The organism is Streptomyces sp. NBC_00178, from assembly GCF_036206005.1.
Classification (GTDB): domain Bacteria; phylum Actinomycetota; class Actinomycetes; order Streptomycetales; family Streptomycetaceae; genus Streptomyces.
Genome location: NZ_CP108143.1, coordinates 4,176,907 through 4,194,062, shown reverse-complemented (window position 1 = coordinate 4,194,062; position 17,156 = coordinate 4,176,907). Strand labels below are relative to the sequence as shown.

The following is a 17,156-nucleotide window of genomic DNA, read 5'->3' as shown; positions in this document are numbered from 1 at the left end:
GGTGTCGCCCGTGGGTTACTTCACGTCGACGAAGTCACCCGCGGCCGTGACGGTCGGGGTGGTGGAGGTGCCGGCGAAGCTGTAGCGCCAGTAGCCGTCGACCGACGCCTTGACGGTGGTCTTCAGCGCGCCGGTGCTGCTCGTCTTGATGGTCTTGACGGTGCTGTAGGTGCTGCTGCTCTTCTTGCGGAACTGCAGCTTGACGGGCTGACCCGCGTAGCCGTGGTAGGCGAAGTCCTCCCAGTTGGCACGCGACAGCTTGCCGGTGACCGTGATGGTCTTGCCCTTCTTGACGGGCTCCGGAGCGGCGTTGACGGTGACCTTGGAGAGGCGCTGGACGCGGGCCGTGGAGTAGAAGTCCGTGTACGCGACCGCGCTCTCGTCGGCCGCGAGCGCGCCCGCGGAGACGTGCCAGGTGCCGGCCAGGGCGTTCTTGTACAGGTCGTCGCCCGGGTAGGCCGTGATCGTCAGCGTGCAGGTGGCGGTCGTGGCGCTGGCGTTCTTGCAGGACGCCACGTCCTCGTTGGGCATCAGCAGGCCGTCGATGTCGTCGTCGACGTTCGTGCCGTGCCACAGGTCGACGTAGGCGTCGGACACGCCGGACGCGTGCGAGGCGGTGACGGAGACGGTGAACTTCTTCGCGGCCGTCGTGCCGACGACGATGTCCTTGCCGCCGTTGACGACGACCTTCGAGATCACCGGCAGCGCCTCGGCGGCACGCGCGGACGCGCGGGGGGCCTTGTTGGCACCGATACCGAACACGTCGGACGCGGTGGGCTTGTGCAGGTTCGGAACGGCATTGCCGTCCGCCTGTGCCGCCGGGACGGCGAGGGCGGACAAGGCCAGGGCGCCGGAAACCGCGGCGACAGTGGCGCGAATACGCATGTGTTCCCCAGTGGAGAAGGGGGCCCGTGGCCAGTCGTGCGACCGGCGGTCCCCGTGTGGTCTGCGAGTCTGGTGACTCGACAGACCAGACAGGTTTCGCATGTGAATGGTTGTACGACTGGGCGACTTTTCTGTGAAGATCACATGACTCAGTCGAACCAGCGGTCGCGGGCCAGCTCCTCGGTCCGGGACGGGTCCTCCAGCAGCGCGGCCACCTCGAAGCGGCGCGGCCACTGGCCGGCCGCCCAGGCGAGCCCGGCAGCCACTCCCTCCAGCGTGGCGGCGTGCACCACACCGTCCGGGGTGCGGCGCCAGTCCAGCTCGGCGCCCCCGGCCCGCAGTTCGGAGTGCTCGACGTAGGCCTCGGGGGTCCCTGCACCGAGCAGGATGCGCACGGAGTCGGGCACCCGGTGCTCCTCGCCCTCCGTCGTCACACCGGCCTCCACGCTCTCGCCGAGCCGCCGCACCTGGAGCATCTCGGCCAGTTCGGCCGCGCGCGCCGGAGCGACCGGCAGCAGCGGGAGTCCGCCGGTCAGCGGCAGCAGGTCCGGGGCGTCCGCGATCACCGCGTCCGCCGCGTCGACCACCCGCACCTCGTCGTCGACCACGGCCCGCAACTCGTCCGGCAGCGTGACCTGCTCGGGGTCCATCCCGGCGAGCGCCGTGTAGAGCGAGTGGAGCTGTACGGGCCCCACGGGACGCTCCTCGTCCGCGAGGCGCGCCAGCAGCTCCGCCGCGCCGCCCGGCTCGTCCAGGAGCGCCCCCACCGAGGTCCGCACGCCGAGCGCCCGCAGCACCTGCGCGTCGTCGAAGCCCGTCGCGTCCACGGAGTCGTAGAGGCCCGCCAGGCGCGGGTCGCCGCCGGCCGCCCGCAGACCGGCCGGCCGGCGGCCGTCCAGCACGGGGTGGTCGCGCAGCCACCAGGCCGTGTAGGGGCGCACGGACCGCGTGGTGCCGTCCGGGAGCAGCACCCGGACCGGCTGGGTCAGCGCGTCGCGCAGCGGGGGCTCGGCGAGCATCGCGAGGGCCTGCGGCCAGGCGTCGTCGTCGACGAGGTCCAGGTCGCGTACGGCGACGAGCTCGGTGGCGACCGGCGGCACCGGGGTGTCCGGGAGCTGGTCCAGGACGTCCTCGCACCACACGTCGACGGCGTCGAGCAGCCCGGCGTCGTCCGGCTCGGCGAAGTCGCCGTCGCGGGGCTCCAGTTCGTCCGGGTCCAGGACGACGTCGGTGGCCCGTACGAGTGCGAAGGTGGCCAGGACCCCGCAGGCGGTCAGCGGCTGCTCGCCCCAGCGCCCGGCCAGTTCCTCGTCGCACAGGGCGAGTTCGCCCTCGCGCATCACCTGCGCGAACGGGCTTCCCGGCAGGACCAGTTCACCGGCAGGCGCGGGCTCGCCGTCCTCGTCGGGCAGGGCGAGCGCGCCCAGCCAGGGCTCGTCACCGGGAGCGAGGTCCGCGTCCCGCACGAGCGTGAGGACGGTCTCGGCCAGCTCGTCGCCGTCCAGCGCGTCCTCGTCCCACACCTCGCCCGCGTCCAGGGAACCCGCGACGGCGGCCCGGACCTGCGGGGTCCCCAGGACCGCGCGGGGTGTGGCGGGCAGGGCGCCCAGCTTCTCCAGCAGCGGATGCGCGGCGTCCGGATGGGCCACCTTCAGTCCGAGCCGGGCCAGCCGGCCGAGCACGGGCCCGGTCGGCGCGCCGGGCAGCGGCAGGAGGACCTGGCGGGGCCCGATGGTGGTGCGCGGCACGTCCTCCGGGCCGGCGAGCGGGACGGGCAGGCCGGTGAGCCGGTCGGGGTCGACGCCGCCCAGGCTGTCGTACAGCCGCCGCCACCAGTCCGGTTCGCGCTCCAGCCCGGCCAGCCGGTCGATGGCCTCGGTCAGCGGAACCCGGGCGACGCCGAGCGTGCGCAGCTCCGCACGGCGCTCCAGCCCGGCGGGCAGCAGGCAGGGCAGGACCTCGGCGAGGACCCGCACGGTCTCGGCGCCCACGCCCTCGACCACCTCGGCCTCCACCGGCCGCAGCGCGGTCGTCCCCCGGTGCGGGGCGCCGCCCCCGTCCCAGTCGTCCCACTGGGCCGCGGACTCGGAGGGGTCGCGGGGCGCGGCGGGCTCCAGGAACGCGACCCGCGGCAGCCGCTCCAGGATCGCGGCGCGCAGCGCGCCGTCGAGCTGCCCCTTGCCGAGCACGCCCGGGGCCAGCGCGATCGTGGCGACGGACACGGGCTCCCACTCGGCGAGCAGCCGGGCGTAGGCGTCGGCCGCGCGCTCCACCAGGAAGTCGGTCAGCGGACCGGGCGCGGGGTGCCGCCGGGTGGTGTCGAGCGGCAGCGAGGCGATCAGCAGCGCCGGGACCCCGAGGGGTTCGTCGGTGGGCGTCGGCGCGTGCACGACAGGTGCCGTACGGGGGTGCTGGGGCGCTCCGTCGTCGTCCACCGGCACGGCCCACGTCACGGACCAGTGGGGCCGCAGCCGTTCCTCGACGGGCCGGCCGGCGAGCAGCGCGGGCTCCAGGGGCCCGCTCGCGGCGACGGTGCGCCAGCGGTGGAGACCGTGCGCGGAGTCGTCGACGTGGACGTACGGCCCGTGCTGCGAGCGGCCCAACGTCCTTACGCCGTCCGCGGTTTCGACGACGACCTCGTCCAGGCCCGGCAGCGTCAGGAGCAGCGCGTCGTCCACCCCGTCGAGCAGCCTGCCGACGAGGTCCTCGGCCACGCCGTCGCGGAGCGGGAGGACGACGACGGTGTCGTAGCCGTCGGGGGCGCCGCCCTCGGCGGGCAGCGGCAGCCGCAGGAGCGGGACGTGACCGTCGCGGCGGCGCAGCTCGTCGCCGAGGCCCGGGCTGCCGACGGCCGCCTGCCGGGCGAGGTCGCGGGCCTCCGCGAGGGACCAGCGGACACCGCCGTGGCGCCCGATGACGGCGGGCTCGTCGCTGACGGCCAGCACGGCGGCGAAACCGACGCCGAAGCGGCCGACGGCCGACTCGTGGCCCTCGCGCTTGGCCGAGGCCCGCAGGGTGCTCAGCGACTCGACACCGGTCGCGTCGAGCGGGGCGCCGGTGTTGGCGGCGGCCAGGACGGCGGGACCGTCACCGGACGCCGCGTGCAGGGTGAGCCGGAGACGGCCGGGGACGCCCGCGCGGGCGGCGGCGTCGGCGGCGTTCTGGGCGAGCTCGACGACGAGCCGGTCGCGGTAGCCGCCGAGGACCAGGTCCTCCTCGGCGTTGGCGTCCTCCCGGAAACGGGCGGGGCCCGAACCCCAGGCGTCGAGCACGCCGCGCCGCAGTCGCGCCGTCCCGAACGGATCGGCCCCCTCGGTCGCATTCATGCCCACGCTCGTACTCCGCTCTTCCGGTGACCCGTGACGCCAAGTGTGCGCCCGAAGGTACCGCGACCGGGAAGACCGTGATCGCCGCCCGGTCACGGGCCGGAGTCCGCGCGAGGTGAGCGCCTCGGACGGGCCGGCGGTCCCCCCGCCGCGTCACGGGCACGCCGCACGGGCCCGGCGCGCGGCGCCGGACCCCTTGGTGCGCGGGTGCCTCAGGAGTGGCCGAGGTCCTCGGTCGTGCCGTCCGCCCGGGCCGGGACCGAACCGGAGTCCTCCGGCGGCCGCAGCGCGTAGTCGTCCACGCGCAGGGTGTCCAGGGCGTGCGGTGCGGGCCTCACCGGCTTCGGCATGAGGGCCGCCTCGGAGTGACCCCCGCAGCCGTACGACAACGAGACGACGCGGCCGTCCGCCGGGGCGAACTCGTTCGCGCACACGCCGAACGCCTGCCGCAGGGAGCCCGCCATAGGCACGAGGAACGCGCAGGTGACGCACGACGCCGGCGCCGCCTGCGCCATCGGTGTCCTCGCGCCGAACTCCTCGTCCCACCGGTCCGCGGCCAGCCCCAGGCCGTACCGGGACAGCACCCGCGCGCGCCGGGTGCCGAGCTCGTCGGCGACCGAGGCGATCGAGCCGCGGCTCGTCCCGGGCCGCGTCGTCAGCTCCGCGTCCTCCGCGTCGACCAGGGCGGCGAGCTCCTGGGAGACGTCGGAGACGGCGGAGTTCGGCAGGGGCTCGTCCTCGCCGGTCCAGCCCGGTTCGAGACGGGGGTCCTCCGCCTCGGTGGGCAGCAGGTCGCCCGGCCCCATGTCGCCGGGCCTGAGCCGCTCGCTCCAGGGCACCCACTCGGGGGCGAGGAGCGCGTCGGATCCGGGCAGCAGCACCGTTTCGTCAAGCGTGACGTTCTTGGCGCGGGATGCCCTGGCGACCGTCACCGCCCAGCGCCAGCCCCGGTAGCCGGGCTCCTTGGACTCGAAGTAGTGGGTGACGACCCGGTCCCCCTCGGAGACCACGGCCACATGCTCACCCACCACCCCGGGCGCGGCGGCTTCCTCCGCCGCCGCGCGTGCGAGGTCTACCGCCTCGGCGCACAGACGGTCGGGGGCGGGGGTACGGGCCGTACGGCTTCGCGTCGTCGCAGCACTCACAGGTCTCGCTTCTCTCCATACGCCGTCTCACGAGCGCGCCAGCGACCGGCATCGATGTCCGATTTCGGCCATGACGGTCGTGGACGGAGCGGACCTGGGGGCCGCGTCGACGTCCACACCCGTTGTGCCTGCCTCGGGCGCGCCTTCTGCAACCCATTCTGCGGGATCGCGGAGCGGCGCGCGGCCAAGAACAACCGCCGGTGGCGCGTGAGTGCACGCTACCCTCTCCGCCGCCCCACGCCCACCTGCCCGTCCCAAAAGAGGAACGCAACAGTTCAGGACCCGTCTCGGACCGGCACCGGCAGCGGTCGGGATCCGTAAGGGACCGACGGCACATGGCGGCCGTTCCGCCACCCCCGAAGGACTCACCCGACGGAGCGGCCGTCGCCGCGCCCCGGCCGATCATGGGTTCGTGACGGCGGGGGGTGGGGCACTATGACCACGTGGCCGCCGCCAGGTCGTCCGACGGATCCGGCCCGCTCCGCAGGGCGGGCCGGGCGATGGGCCGTGCCCTGCGGGCGCCGTTCACCGGCACGGCACGGGGTATCCGCAAGGCGACGCACGCCCACGGGGCCGGGGAGTCCGGGCTCGGCAAGCTGATCGAGCTGCACGCGGTCAACGGCGCCGGCGACGTCATGATCACCGTGGCGCTGGCCTCCACGGTCTTCTTCTCCGTACCGACGGACGAGGCCCGCGGGCGCGTCGCGCTCTACCTCGCCGTCACCATGGCCCCCTTCACCCTGCTCGCGCCGGTGGTCGGCCCGCTCCTCGACCGGCTGCCGCACGGCCGCCGCGCCGCGATGGCCGGCGCGATGTTCGCACGGGCCGTACTCGCGATCACGATGTCCGGGGCGGTGGCCACGGGAGGGCTGGAGCTCTACCCGGCGGCGCTCGGGGTCCTGGTCTGCTCCAAGGCGTACGGCGTGGTCCGCAGCGCCGTCGTGCCCCGCCTCCTGCCGCCCCGCTTCTCCCTGGTGAAGGCCAATTCACGGGTCACCCTGGCCGGTCTGCTGGCCACGGGCATCGCCGCGCCCATCGGGGCGGGGCTCCAGGCCGTCGGGTCGCCCTGGCCGCTGTACGGGGCCTGCGTGATCTTCCTCGGCGGGACGGTCCTCGCCTTCACCCTGCCCCCCAAGGTCGATTCCGCGAAGGGCGAGCGCAAGGCCCGCCTCGTCCCGCCGTACGGGGAGCCGGCCCGCCCCGCTCCCCCGCGGGAGGCCAGGAAGCGGGGGCGGTGGACCGGCAGCACGAGAACGGACAGGAAGGGCCGGGAGAAACCGCCGGGACTGCGGTCCGTCGGGCCGTCCGTCCTGCACGGCCTCCAGGCGAACGCCGCGCACCGCGCGCTCTCCGGGTTCCTCATCTTCTTCCTGGCGTTCCTGCTGCGCGAGCACCCCCTCGCGGGCCAGAGCGCCGCGGTCTCCCTCGGCATCGTCGGCGTCGCCGCCGGCGCCGGGAACGCCTTCGGTACGGCGGTGGGGTCGTGGCTCCGGGCCCGCGGTCCCGAGGTGATCGTCGCGACGGTGCTGGGGCTCGCCCTGGCCGCCGCCGTGCTCGCCGCGGTGTTCTTCAGCACGGTGATGGTCGCCGCGCTCACCGCGGTCGCCGGCTTCACCCAGGCGCTGTCGAAACTGTCGCTGGACGCGATGATCCAGCGGGACGTGCCGGAGGAGGTGCGCACCTCGGCCTTCGCCCGGTCGGAGACGCTGCTGCAGATGTCCTGGGTCGTCGGCGGCGCGATCGGCATCGCCCTCCCCCTCAACGGCGTACTCGGCATGTCCGTCGCCGCCGGGCTCCTCGCCCTCGGCGCCTCCGCCTCCGTACGGGGTCTCCTGACGGCCGCGCGGCGCGGCTCACCGCACCCCCGCGTGGCGTGAGCGGCGCCGACCGATAACCTTCGGCCCATGACCGTTGCGTTCTTCTCCGGTAGGGGCCGCCGAATCGGCGTCGCCCTCGGTGCCGTGTCCGCGGGACTCCTTGTCCTGTCCGCCTGCGACAAGCCGACGCCGCTCGCCACCGTGACGGTCGGCGACAACTCGGTGAGCACCGAGGCCGCCTGCTACAACGACGGCAAGGCCCTCAAGGAGTCCGAGATCCAGGGCTGCCTGAACAAGAAGGCGGAGAAATCCGTCGAGGTCGCGATGGACGACAAGGTCCGCTTCGGCGTCGACCCCGAGATCGCGGACCACGGCTGGACCCTGTTCATCAACGGCCAGCAGGCCGAGCAGGAGCCGTACAAGAAGACCTACCGGTCGATCCCGGGCAGCGCCTTCTTCGCCAGCCAGACGGGCGAGACCACCGCGTCCAAGACGCAGATCAGCATCGTCGAGACCAAGGGCCAGAAGCTCACCGGCGTCTGGCACTTCGAGCTCAAGAAGACCTCCTGATCACCCTGTGACCTCCAGGACCACCACCGTGCGGGTGCTCGTCGTGACCGCCGTCCCGGCCGAACGGGACGCGGTCACGCGTGCTTTCGGCGGTGACCCGGAAGTCCTCGACGTGCCCGGCGCCCGGCTGCACCGCGCCGGGCCGTTCGACGTCGTCGCGGGGGGTGCGGGCCCGGCGGCCGCGGCGGCCGTCACCGCCTTCGCCCTCGCCTCGGCCCCCGCGTCCGAGCCGTACGCGCTCGTCGTGTCGGCGGGCATCGGCGGAGGCTTCGCACCCGCCGCCCCTGTGGGCTCCCTCGTCGTCGCGGCCCGCATCGTCGCCGCGGACCTCGGCGCCGAGACCCCGGACGGCTTCGTGCCCGTCACCGGTCTCGGATTCGGCAGGGACACCTTCCTGCCGCCGGACACGCTGGTACGCGAGGTGGCCGCGGCCACGGGCGCCGTCACGGGCACCGTGCTCACGGTGTCCACCGTCACGGGCAGCGCGGCCCGTACCGCGGCCCTGCTGGCCGCGCACCCAGGAGCCGTCGCCGAGGCCATGGAGGGCTTCGGCGTCGCGGAGGCCGCAGCCGGACTCGGCGTACCGGCCCTGGAGCTCCGGGCCGTCTCGAACACCGTGGGGCCGCGCGACCGCGCGGCCTGGCGGATCGGGGACGCCCTGACGGCGCTCACCGAGGCGTTCGGGAAGACCGCACACGTAGTGGAAAGTTGGAACCGGCATGACCGACACAGTGACTGACACCGCGCCCGACCCCGACGGCGCTTCGCAGCCGGCCCTCCGGATCGCCTTCTCGCCCTGTCCGAACGACACCTTCGTCTTCGACGCCTGGGCCCACGGAAGGGTCCCCGGCGCGCCGGCCCTCGACGTCACCTTCGCCGACATCCACCTCACCAACGGCATGGCCGAGCGCGGCGAGTTCGACGTGCTGAAGGTCTCCTACGCCGTCCTGCCCTGGGTGCTCGACGAATACGCCCTCCTGCCGTGCGGCGGGGCGCTGGGGCGCGGCTGCGGTCCGCTCGTCCTCACCAGGGAGCCGGGCACGGACCTCACGGGGAAGACCGTCGCCGTGCCCAGCGAGCGCTCCACGGCGTACCTCCTGTTCCGGCTCTGGGCCGCCGAGGTCGTGCCGGGGGGTGTCGGCGAGATCGTCGTCATGCCGTTCGACGAGATCATGCCCGCGGTGCGCGACGGCCGGGTGGACGCCGGACTCGTCATCCACGAGGCCCGCTTCACCTATCAGAACTACGGCCTGCACAACCTGGCCGACATGGGCGAGCACTGGGAGCTCACCACCGGTCTGCCGATCCCCCTCGGTGCGATCATCGCCAAGCGCTCGCTCGGCGACGAGACCCTGAAGCGGCTCGCGGAGTCGGTCCGCACCTCGGTGCGCATGGCCTGGGACGACCCGCTGCAATCGCGTCCGTACGTCCTGGAGCACGCCCAGGAGATGGACCCCGCCGTCGCCGACCAGCACATCGGGCTGTACGTCAACGAATTCACCGCCGACCTCGGCGAGCACGGCTACGCGGCGGTCCGCGGCCTGCTGACCCGCGCGGCGGCCGAGGGGCTCGTGCCCGCGCTCGGCCCGGACGCCCTGGCCTTCACCGGCCGCTGACGGTGCGGCCGGGCCGCACGGGCCCGGCCGTACGTCAGACGTCGAGCTGGTCGGCGACCGCCCGCAGCAGGCCCGCGATCTTCGCGCCCGACGCCTTGTCGGGGTAGCGGCCCCGCTCCAGCATCGGCGTGATGTTCTCCAGGACCGTCGTCAGGTCCTGCACGATGGAGGCGAGTTCGTCGGGGCTGCGCCGCTGCGCGGCTGCCACGGACGGGGTGGGGTCCAGGATCACCACGGAGAGCGCCTGGTCACCGCGCTGGCCGGCGACCACGCCGAACTCGACGCGCTGACCCGGCTTGAGGGCCTCGACGCCGGCCGGGAGCACGGAGGAGTGGACGAAGACGTCCGCGCCGTCGTCGCGCGAAAGGAAGCCGAAGCCCTTTTCCGAATTGAACCATTTGACCTTACCCGTGGGCACGTCTGTCCTCGTCCTCGAACTCGTCGGTGTGCGGGAGAGCCGCGAACCGGCTCCGAATAGCGGTACGGCGGGTCCCGGACCCGCCGTGTCCCAGGCTAGTGGCCCGGAGGCCGGGCACAAGGCGTCGCGGAACGGTTCCACCGAGCTGGGAACTACCCTGGCCGGGTGACTACTACTCCTTCCGGCGCAGGCGACCGGCTCGTACAGGTCGGCGCGATCGTCTTCTTCATCGGCGCGCTGGCCACACTGGTCACCGTGGCCCCGCTGTTCCTCGGCACCGACCCTTTCCCGTCCGCCGCCTACGCGGTGTGCATGCTGATGGGACTGGGCTTCCTGATCGCCGCCGCGGGGGTGGTGCGGTCGGTGTGGAAGAACTCGCCGAAGCGCGCCGCCGCGAGGTAGCGGGCCGGAACCCCTCCGGACACCGGCTCCGGGAGAAGGCCGCGCACCCGCGGGACATTGGCGCGAATCGGGCCGTCCCGCTCCCCCGTCACCTCGGGCGGTACGCGCCGGCGGCGGTCCGTCAGGACGCCGCGAAGGTCCGCAGCCAGTCGGGGAACGCCGTGAGGTCCGGCAGGATCACCTCGGCCCCGGCCTCCCGCAGCTCCGTCTCGTCGCACGGCCCGGTCGTCACACCGACCGACAGGGCGTTCGCGGCGTGCGCCCCGCGCACGTCCCCGGTGTGGTCGCCGACGTAGACACCGGCGCCGTGCTCCAGGAGCGCGGCCGCCTTGCCCTCCGCCCAGAGCCCGCCGATCAGCAGGTCGGCGCCGATGCCGAGGTGCGCGAGGTGCAGCTTGGCGTTGGGCTCGTACTTGGCGGTGACGACCATGGCCCGCCCGCCGAGCGCCTGGACCGCCTCCACCGCCTCCCGGGCGCCGGGCATCGTCGTGGTCGGGGTGATCGCCCGGTCCGGGTAGACCGCGCGGTAGCGGTCGCAGGCCTCCGCTATCGCCCCGGCCGGGAACCAGTTGGCCATCTCGTCCTCGAGGGGCGGCCCGAGCCGGCTGACGACCAGATCGATGTCGATGTGCACGCCCGTCTCGGCGGCCAGGGTCTCGTAGGCGGCCCTGATCCCGGGCCGCGAGTCGATGAGCGTCATGTCGAGGTCGAAGCCGACCGTCAAGGTGTGTGAGGGCATGAGGCCATTGTGCCGAGTGCCCCGCCCACGAAATCCGGCCCGCCCCTCGCACCCGTCCCCCGCCCCCTCCCGGCCCCAGGAACCCCCCTTGACCCCGCACTCCCTGGCCTTCTACGTCCACACCGTCACCACCGGCACCGTGCTCGACGCCCGCCCCACCGACTCGCCCGACCAGGTCGCGGCGGTCCTGGGGACCGGCTTCGCCGAGGACGCCACCGGCGGCCGGACGATGTTCCGCGACTACGGACTCGCCGAGTTCCACTTCCACCGCGGCCGCCCCGGCGACCCGTGGGCGGGCCACCACTTCAGCCTCCAGGTGCACCGCCTGGCCCTCGGCCCGGTCGGTCTGCCGGGTCCGGTGCTCCAGGACCGGTACGGGCGCTTCGCGTCCCGGCTCCGCTTCGGGAAACTGCGCGGCCTGCTCGACAGGCGCGGGGTCCCGCTGGTCGAGATCCCGGAGTACGCGGGGAACGCACCGCACTACCGCACCTTCTGGCAGCCCGCCTCGCAGACGGCGGTCACCTTCGTCGCCGTCCGCGACGCGTACGGCACGCCCGCGCATCTGCGGCCCGGAGACGTGTACGGGATCACCGCTCCCGTGACGGCCGCCGAGGTGGCGATGCGCACGGCGCGCGCCTGAGAACCCTCCGCGCACCGCCGGGGGCGGAGGCACGCTGCCCGGGTGCATCGGCCGGGGGCGGAGGCCCGCTGCCCGGGTGCGTGGGCCACGCATAGACTTAGCCAAGCCTTACCTGTAATCGCGTTCCTCCCCTCCCCTGGCCCGCTCCCCGATTGGTTCCGATGGCCGCCGCAGCACCCCGCCTGTCCCGACGCGCGCTCGCGATGGCCGTGGCAGTCCTCGCACTCATGTTGTCCGTCCTGCTCAGCCTGGCCGTGGGGGCGCGGACCATCGCCCCGTCCGCTGTCGTGGACGCCCTCCTGCACGGCGGGCACACCGAGGCCGCCGACGTCATCCGGCAGCTGAGGCTGCCGCGCACCCTGATCGGCCTGATGGTCGGTGCCGCCCTGGCCCTCGCGGGCACGGTGCTCCAGGGCATCACCCGCAACCCCATCGCCGACCCCGGCATCCTCGGCATCAGCCAGGGCGCCTCCGTCGCGGTGGTGCTGGCCATCGCGTACGCCGGGATCCACACCCTCACCGGTTACGTGTGGTTCGCGTTCGCGGGCGCCGCCGTCGCGTCGGTCGCCGTCTACGCCATCGCCTCACGGGGGCGCGGCGGCGCGACCCCCGTGAAGCTCGCCCTGGGCGGGGCCGCGATCAACGCGCTGCTGGTGTCGGTGACCATGGCGGTGCTGACCACCAAGGCGTCCGCGCTGGAGGAGTTCCGCTTCTGGCAGGTGGGGTCGATCTCGGGCCGGGAGGCCGAGGTCGCCGAGCGGATCTGGCCGTTCCTGCTGGTCGGCACCATCCTCGTGGTGTCCGTGGCGCGAGGTCTCGACGCCCTGGCGCTCGGCGACGACGTCGCCAAGGGCCTGGGGCAGAACGTCGCGGCCGTCCGCATCGTCGGCGGTGTGGGGGCGACCGTGCTCACCGGGGCGGGGGTCGCTGCGGCCGGGCCGATCGCCTTCGTCGGCCTCGCGGTGCCGCACATCGCCCGCGCGATCGTCGGCGGCGGGCACCGCTGGGTGCTCCCGATGGTCGCCCTCCTGGGCCCCGTGATGCTCCTCGTCTCCGATGTCGTCGGGCGGGTGCTGCTCCCGCCGGGCGAGGTCCCGGCAGGCGTCATGACGGCGCTGATCGGTGTGCCCTTCCTCGTCACCCTCGTACGCCGGAAGGCGGCCCCCGCATGAGCGCGGACACGGCAGTGCCCGTACGCCCCCCGGTCCGCCCTGCCGGTTACGGCGTCGTACGCATCGGGAAGCGGGCCCGTTTCCTGGTCCACCGGCGGGCGTCGCTCGTCGCGGCGGCCCTCCTCGTCGTGCTGGCGGCCGTCTGTGTCGCGTACCTCTGCGTCGGCGAGAGCTTCGTCGCGCCGGGTGAGGTCGTGAAGGTCGTCCTCGGCCGGCCGTCGCCCGACGAACTGGTCGTGGGCACGCTGCGGATGCCCAGGATGGTGGTCGGGCTGCTCGTCGGCGCGGCGTTCGGGATCGCCGGCGCGCTGATCCAGACGGTGGCCCGCAACCCGCTCGCCAGCCCCGACATCATCGGCATCAGCCAGGGCGCGAGCGCGCTCACGGTCGGCGCCATGACCTTCGGCCTCACCTCCTACACCGTCCTGCCCTACCTGTCCGTCGCCGGCGGGATCGCCGCAGCGGCGCTGGTGTACGTCTTCGCCTGGCGCGGCGGGCTCCACGCGACCCGCTTCGTCCTCATCGGTATCGGCTTCGCGATCGCCCTGCGCTCCGTGACGACGCTCTTCCTGACGAAGGGCGACTACCTGGTCGCCCAGCAGGCGCAGATCTGGATGACGGGTTCGCTGAACGGCCGCGGCTGGAGCGAGGCGGCCCCGATCGGCTGGGCGCTGCTGGCCCTCCTGCCCGCCGTGCTGTGGGCGGCGCGGGCGCAGCGCACCGTGTCGATGGACGACGACACGGCGACGGCGCTCGGCGTGCGCCTGGGCCGCGTACGCCTGGGGCTCGTCGCCCTGGGGGTCGTCCTGGCGTCCGTGGCGACGGGGACGGCGGGGCCCGTCGACTTCGTGGCCCTCCTCGCTCCGCAGATCGCCCGCCGGATGACGCGTACGGCGCAGATCCCGCTGCTGTGCTCGGCGCTGCTGGGCGCGGTGATCGTCGTCTTCGCCGACCTGCTGGCGCGCAGGCTCTTCTCCCCCGTCGAACTCCCCGTGGGCGTGCTGACCGCCGCGGTCGGCGCCCCGTACCTGATCTGGCTGATCATCCGCGGTCACCGCGGCCGCAATGGAGGCAACGCATGACCACGACCGGCCGCACGGACTCCCCGGCCACCGACGCGCCCCCGGCCACCTCCAGGCTCACGGCGCGCTCCCTGACGCTCGCGTACGAGGACCGCACCGTCGTGCACGAACTCGACCTGGCCGTCCCGGACGGCCGGGTGACGGTCATCGTCGGCCCCAACGCCTGTGGCAAGTCGACGACGCTGCGGGCGATGGGGCGGCTGCTGAAACCGGCGGGCGGGGCGGTGCTGCTGGACGGCACGGAACTCTCCCGCATACCGACGCGCACCATCGCGCAGTCGGTGGGGCTGCTTCCGCAGACGCCCGTCGCACCCGAGGCGATCACCGTCTCCGACCTGGTGGCCCGTGGCCGGCAGCCGCACCAGCGGTGGTGGCAGCAGTGGTCGGAGGCGGACGAGCGCGCGGTGGCCGAGGCCATGGAGCGCACGGACGTCACCGCGCTCGGCGACCGGCCGGTGGACGAGCTGTCCGGCGGTCAGCGCCAGCGCGTGTGGATCGCGATGGCACTCGCCCAGGACACCGACCTGCTGCTGCTCGACGAACCGACGACCTATCTCGACATCGCGCACCAGGTCGAGGTCCTGGACCTGGTGCGGCGGCTCGCCACACCGGCGGCGGACGGCACCCGGGGCCGCACCGTGGTCACCGTGCTCCACGACCTCAACCAGGCCGCCCGCTACGCCGACCACCTCGTCGCCATGAAGGCGGGCCGGATCGTCGCCGAGGGCAGGCCCGGGGACGTCGTCACGGCGGACCTCGTCCGCGAGGTCTTCGGGCTGGAAGCGGTCGTCGTCCCCGACCCGGTCACGGGTTCGCCGCTCGTCGTGCCGGGTGCGCCCTGGACGCCCGCTCAGGACACGGCCGCGAAGGTCCTCTGACACGCCTGTGGGGCGCGGGGTCAGGTCCGCGCCCCACAGGCCGTCCGGGTACGGCCGGCCCTCAGGGGCTGCCCGTGATGCGCCCCACCGCCTGCCGCGTCAGCTCGCGGCCCTGCGGTTCGGTGTCGAGGGACCGGTGCAGGGAGGTGCCCTCGATCAGGGCGTCCAGCTGCCGCGCGGTGTCCGGGTCGAAGTGCTGCTCCAGGAGGCGGCGGCTGCGGTTCATCCACGCGTGCGTGAGCTCGCGGTACTCGTCGCGCCGGGCCGCCAGCGTGTAGAGCTCCTGCGTGAGGACGAGGTCCCGGCGGGGCCCTTCGGAGAGCACGTGGATCAGGTCGGTGACGGCCTCACGGGCCTCGTCCGGACTGCCCGCGCGGCCCAGATGCAGTTCGAACACGGCCACGATGTGGTCGGCGAACCGCGTGAACGCCTCGCGCAACAGGTCGTCGATGCCGGTGAAGTGGTACGTCATCGAGCCCAGGGGCACATCGGCGCGGACGGCGATCTTCCGGTGCGAGACGCCCGCGACCCCCTCGTCGGCGATGTGGTCGAGCGTGGCGGCGATGATGCGCTCACGCCGCTGCGGGTCCGTGCGTCCGGTGGCCACGGGGCGCTCAGACGTCCCGGACGACGCGGGCGGGATTGCCCACCGCCACCACACCGGCGGGGATGTCCCGGGTGACCACCGACCCGGCACCGATGACGGAGTCGTCCCCGATGGTCACGCCGGGGCACACGATGACTCCGCCGCCCAGCCACACGTTGTCGCCGATGGTGATGGGCCGCGCGGCCTCCAGCTTGTCCCGGCGGGGCTGCGGCTCCACGGGGTGCGTCGGGGTCAGCAGCTGCACGTTGGGGCCGATCTGGCAGTCCTCGCCGATGGTGACCGTCGCGACGTCCAGTGCCGTGAGGTGGTAGTTCACGAAGGTACGGGCCCCGATGTGGATGTTGCTGCCGTAGTCGACGTAGAGCGGCGGCCTGAGGTCGACGCCCTCGCCCACGGAGCCGAGGAGTTCTGCCAGGACCGTCCGGGCGGCGTCGGCGTCCTCGGTGTGGAGCGCCTGGTAGCGGGCGGCGAGCCGCATGGCCCGCCGTTGCTCCCGGGCGATCTCCGGGTCGTCGGCGATGTAGAGGTCTCCCGCGCGCATGCGCTCCATGGGGGTGCGCGGATCGTCGGCGAAGTAGTCCGTGGGCATGCGGACGACGGTACACCCCCGAGGCGTACGAACGTACGCTCCACGGGTCCGGTGCGGCCCCCCGAGCCCCGCCGGCGCGTGGGCCCTCAGCCGGGCAGCCTCCGCGCGCGCCACACGAGGTACAGCGCCGACGCCACCGCCGCCACGCGCACCACCACCGGCCAGACGTCCGTCATCGCGTCGCCCATCGCGTCCTCGGCGATGGGCGTGCCCCAACGGCCCTCCATCCGGCCCCACAGCCAGACGAAGGCACCGGCCACGACCACACCCGGAAGCCCCAGCGCGACCCACTTCGCCTCCGCGCGCGAGATCCTGCGCGAGCTGTACGCCAGGAGCCAGCCGCCCGCGAGCGCCAGCCACGAACCCAGCACGGCGCCCGCCACCAGCAACGCGGCGGCGAGCAGCAGCAGCGGGTTGGCGAGGCGCGGCCTCCCGACGACGTCCGCCGCCGCGGCGGCCGGGCCGGGGCGGCGCAGACGAAGACCCCTGCGGGGCGCCGGTACGGCGACCGCGGGCCTGTCCGGGGCGGCGGGCTTCTCCTGCGCCGCCTTCAGCGCCTCGGCCGCCTTCGCCGCCTCCGCCTCCTCCGGGGTGACCGCCACGGGCGGCCCGGAGGGACGGAACAGCTCGGGGCTCTCCAGACCGCCGACGAACCCCGGCACATCGGTACCCGGCGCGACCGGGCCCCGCGCGCCCTCACCGAAGGGCCCCGGCTCGATCCGCCACCACTCCGGCTCGCCCCCGGCCGGGGCCCGGTCCAGCCCGGCCATGTGCGGCGCGTCCGCGGAGGGCCAGCCGGGAGCGGGAGCACCCGGAGGCCCCGGCTCCTTCGGGACGGACTCCGCCGGCCCCTGCGACGCGCCCTTGCCGAACGCGTCTTTGCGCAGCACTCCGCGCCGCGTCCTCGGCACCCCGGACGGCCCCTCGTCACCCGCGCCCGGGGCCTCCCGGGGCGACGGCAGCGGCACCGCGCCGTCGGCCGATCCGGCGGCGGCGGCGACGAGTTCGTCCGGGGCCCCGAGCCGCCCCAGGATGCGCCGGACCGCTGCGGGAGAGTCCGCGCCGTCCGTGCCGCGCTGCCGGTCGATCTCGCCGCGCAGCGTCGACACGAGCCTCATCCGGGCCCCCGACGGCAGCTGCCGCTGCTGGGCCAGGTCACCGACCCGGCTGAGATAGTCGTAGACAAGCTGGTCGCTCTCGATCCCCACGCGATCGTTCTCCCTCTACCGCCCTGCCCCGACGGTAGCGTTCCAGGGGCTACCGTGGGACG

General features: G+C 74.1%; 17 protein-coding genes. 9 read left to right on the top strand and 8 right to left on the bottom strand.

Going from position 1 to position 17,156, the window contains the following annotated elements; genetic code table 11:
- Positions 1 to 15 precede the first annotated feature (15 nt).
- The 3 genes from OHT61_RS18305 to OHT61_RS18295 form a co-directional block, all read right to left on the bottom strand.
- Positions 16 to 885, bottom strand: coding sequence for a DUF5707 domain-containing protein (locus OHT61_RS18305; protein WP_329039802.1), 870 nt, complete (start codon positions 883 to 885; stop codon positions 16 to 18).
- A 149-nt stretch (positions 886 to 1,034) separates the two neighbouring features.
- Positions 1,035 to 4,211: a sacsin N-terminal ATP-binding-like domain-containing protein gene (locus OHT61_RS18300; RefSeq protein WP_329039800.1), complete on the bottom strand. Its 3,177-nt coding sequence runs from the start codon at positions 4,209 to 4,211 to the stop codon at positions 1,035 to 1,037.
- Positions 4,212 to 4,423: 212 nt separating this feature from the next.
- Positions 4,424 to 5,356, bottom strand: a complete 933-nt coding sequence (locus tag OHT61_RS18295; RefSeq protein WP_329039799.1) for a DUF3027 domain-containing protein — start codon at positions 5,354 to 5,356, stop codon at positions 4,424 to 4,426.
- A 443-nt stretch (positions 5,357 to 5,799) separates the two neighbouring features.
- Between OHT61_RS18295 and OHT61_RS18290 the strand changes: the two genes are divergently transcribed.
- The 4 genes from OHT61_RS18290 to OHT61_RS18275 are packed head-to-tail and all read left to right on the top strand — an operon-like array spanning position 5,800 to position 9,359.
- Positions 5,800 to 7,233 carry an MFS transporter gene (locus OHT61_RS18290; RefSeq protein ID WP_329039796.1) on the top strand — a complete coding sequence of 478 codons (1,434 nt, stop codon included), beginning with the start codon at positions 5,800 to 5,802 and terminating at the stop codon, positions 7,231 to 7,233.
- A gap of 27 nt (positions 7,234 to 7,260) precedes the next feature.
- Positions 7,261 to 7,743, top strand: a complete 483-nt coding sequence (locus OHT61_RS18285) for a DUF2771 domain-containing protein (RefSeq protein ID WP_329039794.1) — start codon at positions 7,261 to 7,263, stop codon at positions 7,741 to 7,743.
- A gap of 28 nt (positions 7,744 to 7,771) precedes the next feature.
- Positions 7,772 to 8,482, top strand: a complete 711-nt coding sequence (locus OHT61_RS18280) for a futalosine hydrolase (protein WP_329043310.1) — start codon at positions 7,772 to 7,774, stop codon at positions 8,480 to 8,482.
- Positions 8,463 to 9,359 (top strand): 1,4-dihydroxy-6-naphthoate synthase, encoded by an 897-nt coding sequence (locus OHT61_RS18275; protein WP_329039792.1) that lies wholly within the window; start codon positions 8,463 to 8,465, stop codon positions 9,357 to 9,359. Before OHT61_RS18280 ends, OHT61_RS18275 begins: the two co-directional genes overlap by 20 nt.
- Positions 9,360 to 9,393: 34 nt before the next feature.
- On the opposite strand, the gene OHT61_RS18270 is transcribed toward OHT61_RS18275, so the two are convergent.
- Positions 9,394 to 9,777, bottom strand: a complete 384-nt coding sequence (locus OHT61_RS18270) for a cold-shock protein (protein WP_327116033.1) — start codon at positions 9,775 to 9,777, stop codon at positions 9,394 to 9,396.
- Positions 9,778 to 9,942: 165 nt separating this feature from the next.
- Between OHT61_RS18270 and OHT61_RS18265 the strand changes: the two genes are divergently transcribed.
- Positions 9,943 to 10,179: a hypothetical protein gene (locus OHT61_RS18265; protein ID WP_329039788.1), complete on the top strand. Its 237-nt coding sequence runs from the start codon at positions 9,943 to 9,945 to the stop codon at positions 10,177 to 10,179.
- Positions 10,180 to 10,300: 121 nt separating this feature from the next.
- On the opposite strand, the gene OHT61_RS18260 is transcribed toward OHT61_RS18265, so the two are convergent.
- Positions 10,301 to 10,918 carry an HAD family hydrolase gene (locus OHT61_RS18260; protein WP_329039786.1) on the bottom strand — a complete coding sequence of 206 codons (618 nt, stop codon included), beginning with the start codon at positions 10,916 to 10,918 and terminating at the stop codon, positions 10,301 to 10,303.
- An 88-nt stretch (positions 10,919 to 11,006) separates the two neighbouring features.
- Between OHT61_RS18260 and OHT61_RS18255 the strand changes: the two genes are divergently transcribed.
- The 4 genes from OHT61_RS18255 (at position 11,007) to OHT61_RS18240 (ending at position 14,690) form a co-directional block, all read left to right on the top strand.
- The gene (locus OHT61_RS18255; RefSeq protein WP_329039785.1) at positions 11,007 to 11,558 is read left to right on the top strand and encodes a hypothetical protein; all 552 of its coding nucleotides are present in this window, start codon (positions 11,007 to 11,009) and stop codon (positions 11,556 to 11,558) included.
- A gap of 161 nt (positions 11,559 to 11,719) precedes the next feature.
- Positions 11,720 to 12,730, top strand: a complete 1,011-nt coding sequence (locus OHT61_RS18250; RefSeq protein ID WP_329039782.1) for a FecCD family ABC transporter permease — start codon at positions 11,720 to 11,722, stop codon at positions 12,728 to 12,730.
- Entirely contained in the window at positions 12,727 to 13,812 is a 1,086-nt protein-coding gene (locus tag OHT61_RS18245) for a FecCD family ABC transporter permease (RefSeq protein ID WP_329039781.1), read from the top strand. The genes OHT61_RS18250 and OHT61_RS18245 overlap by 4 nt, the downstream gene beginning before the upstream one ends.
- Complete coding sequence (locus OHT61_RS18240; RefSeq protein WP_329039779.1) at positions 13,809 to 14,690, top strand: ABC transporter ATP-binding protein; 882 nt, start codon at positions 13,809 to 13,811, stop codon at positions 14,688 to 14,690. Before OHT61_RS18245 ends, OHT61_RS18240 begins: the two co-directional genes overlap by 4 nt.
- A gap of 61 nt (positions 14,691 to 14,751) precedes the next feature.
- Here OHT61_RS18240 and OHT61_RS18235 read toward each other — a convergent pair whose 3' ends face one another.
- The 3 genes from OHT61_RS18235 to OHT61_RS18225 all read right to left on the bottom strand — a co-directional run bounded on the left by OHT61_RS18235 (position 14,752) and on the right by OHT61_RS18225 (position 17,094).
- Positions 14,752 to 15,297, bottom strand: coding sequence for a TetR/AcrR family transcriptional regulator (locus tag OHT61_RS18235; protein ID WP_329039778.1), 546 nt, complete (start codon positions 15,295 to 15,297; stop codon positions 14,752 to 14,754).
- A gap of 7 nt (positions 15,298 to 15,304) precedes the next feature.
- On the bottom strand, positions 15,305 to 15,886 hold the full coding sequence (locus OHT61_RS18230; RefSeq protein ID WP_329039776.1) for a sugar O-acetyltransferase: 582 nt from the start codon (positions 15,884 to 15,886) through the stop codon (positions 15,305 to 15,307).
- Positions 15,887 to 15,972: 86 nt separating this feature from the next.
- Complete coding sequence (locus OHT61_RS18225; protein WP_329039774.1) at positions 15,973 to 17,094, bottom strand: hypothetical protein; 1,122 nt, start codon at positions 17,092 to 17,094, stop codon at positions 15,973 to 15,975.
- Between the last annotated feature and the right edge of the window lie 62 nt (positions 17,095 to 17,156).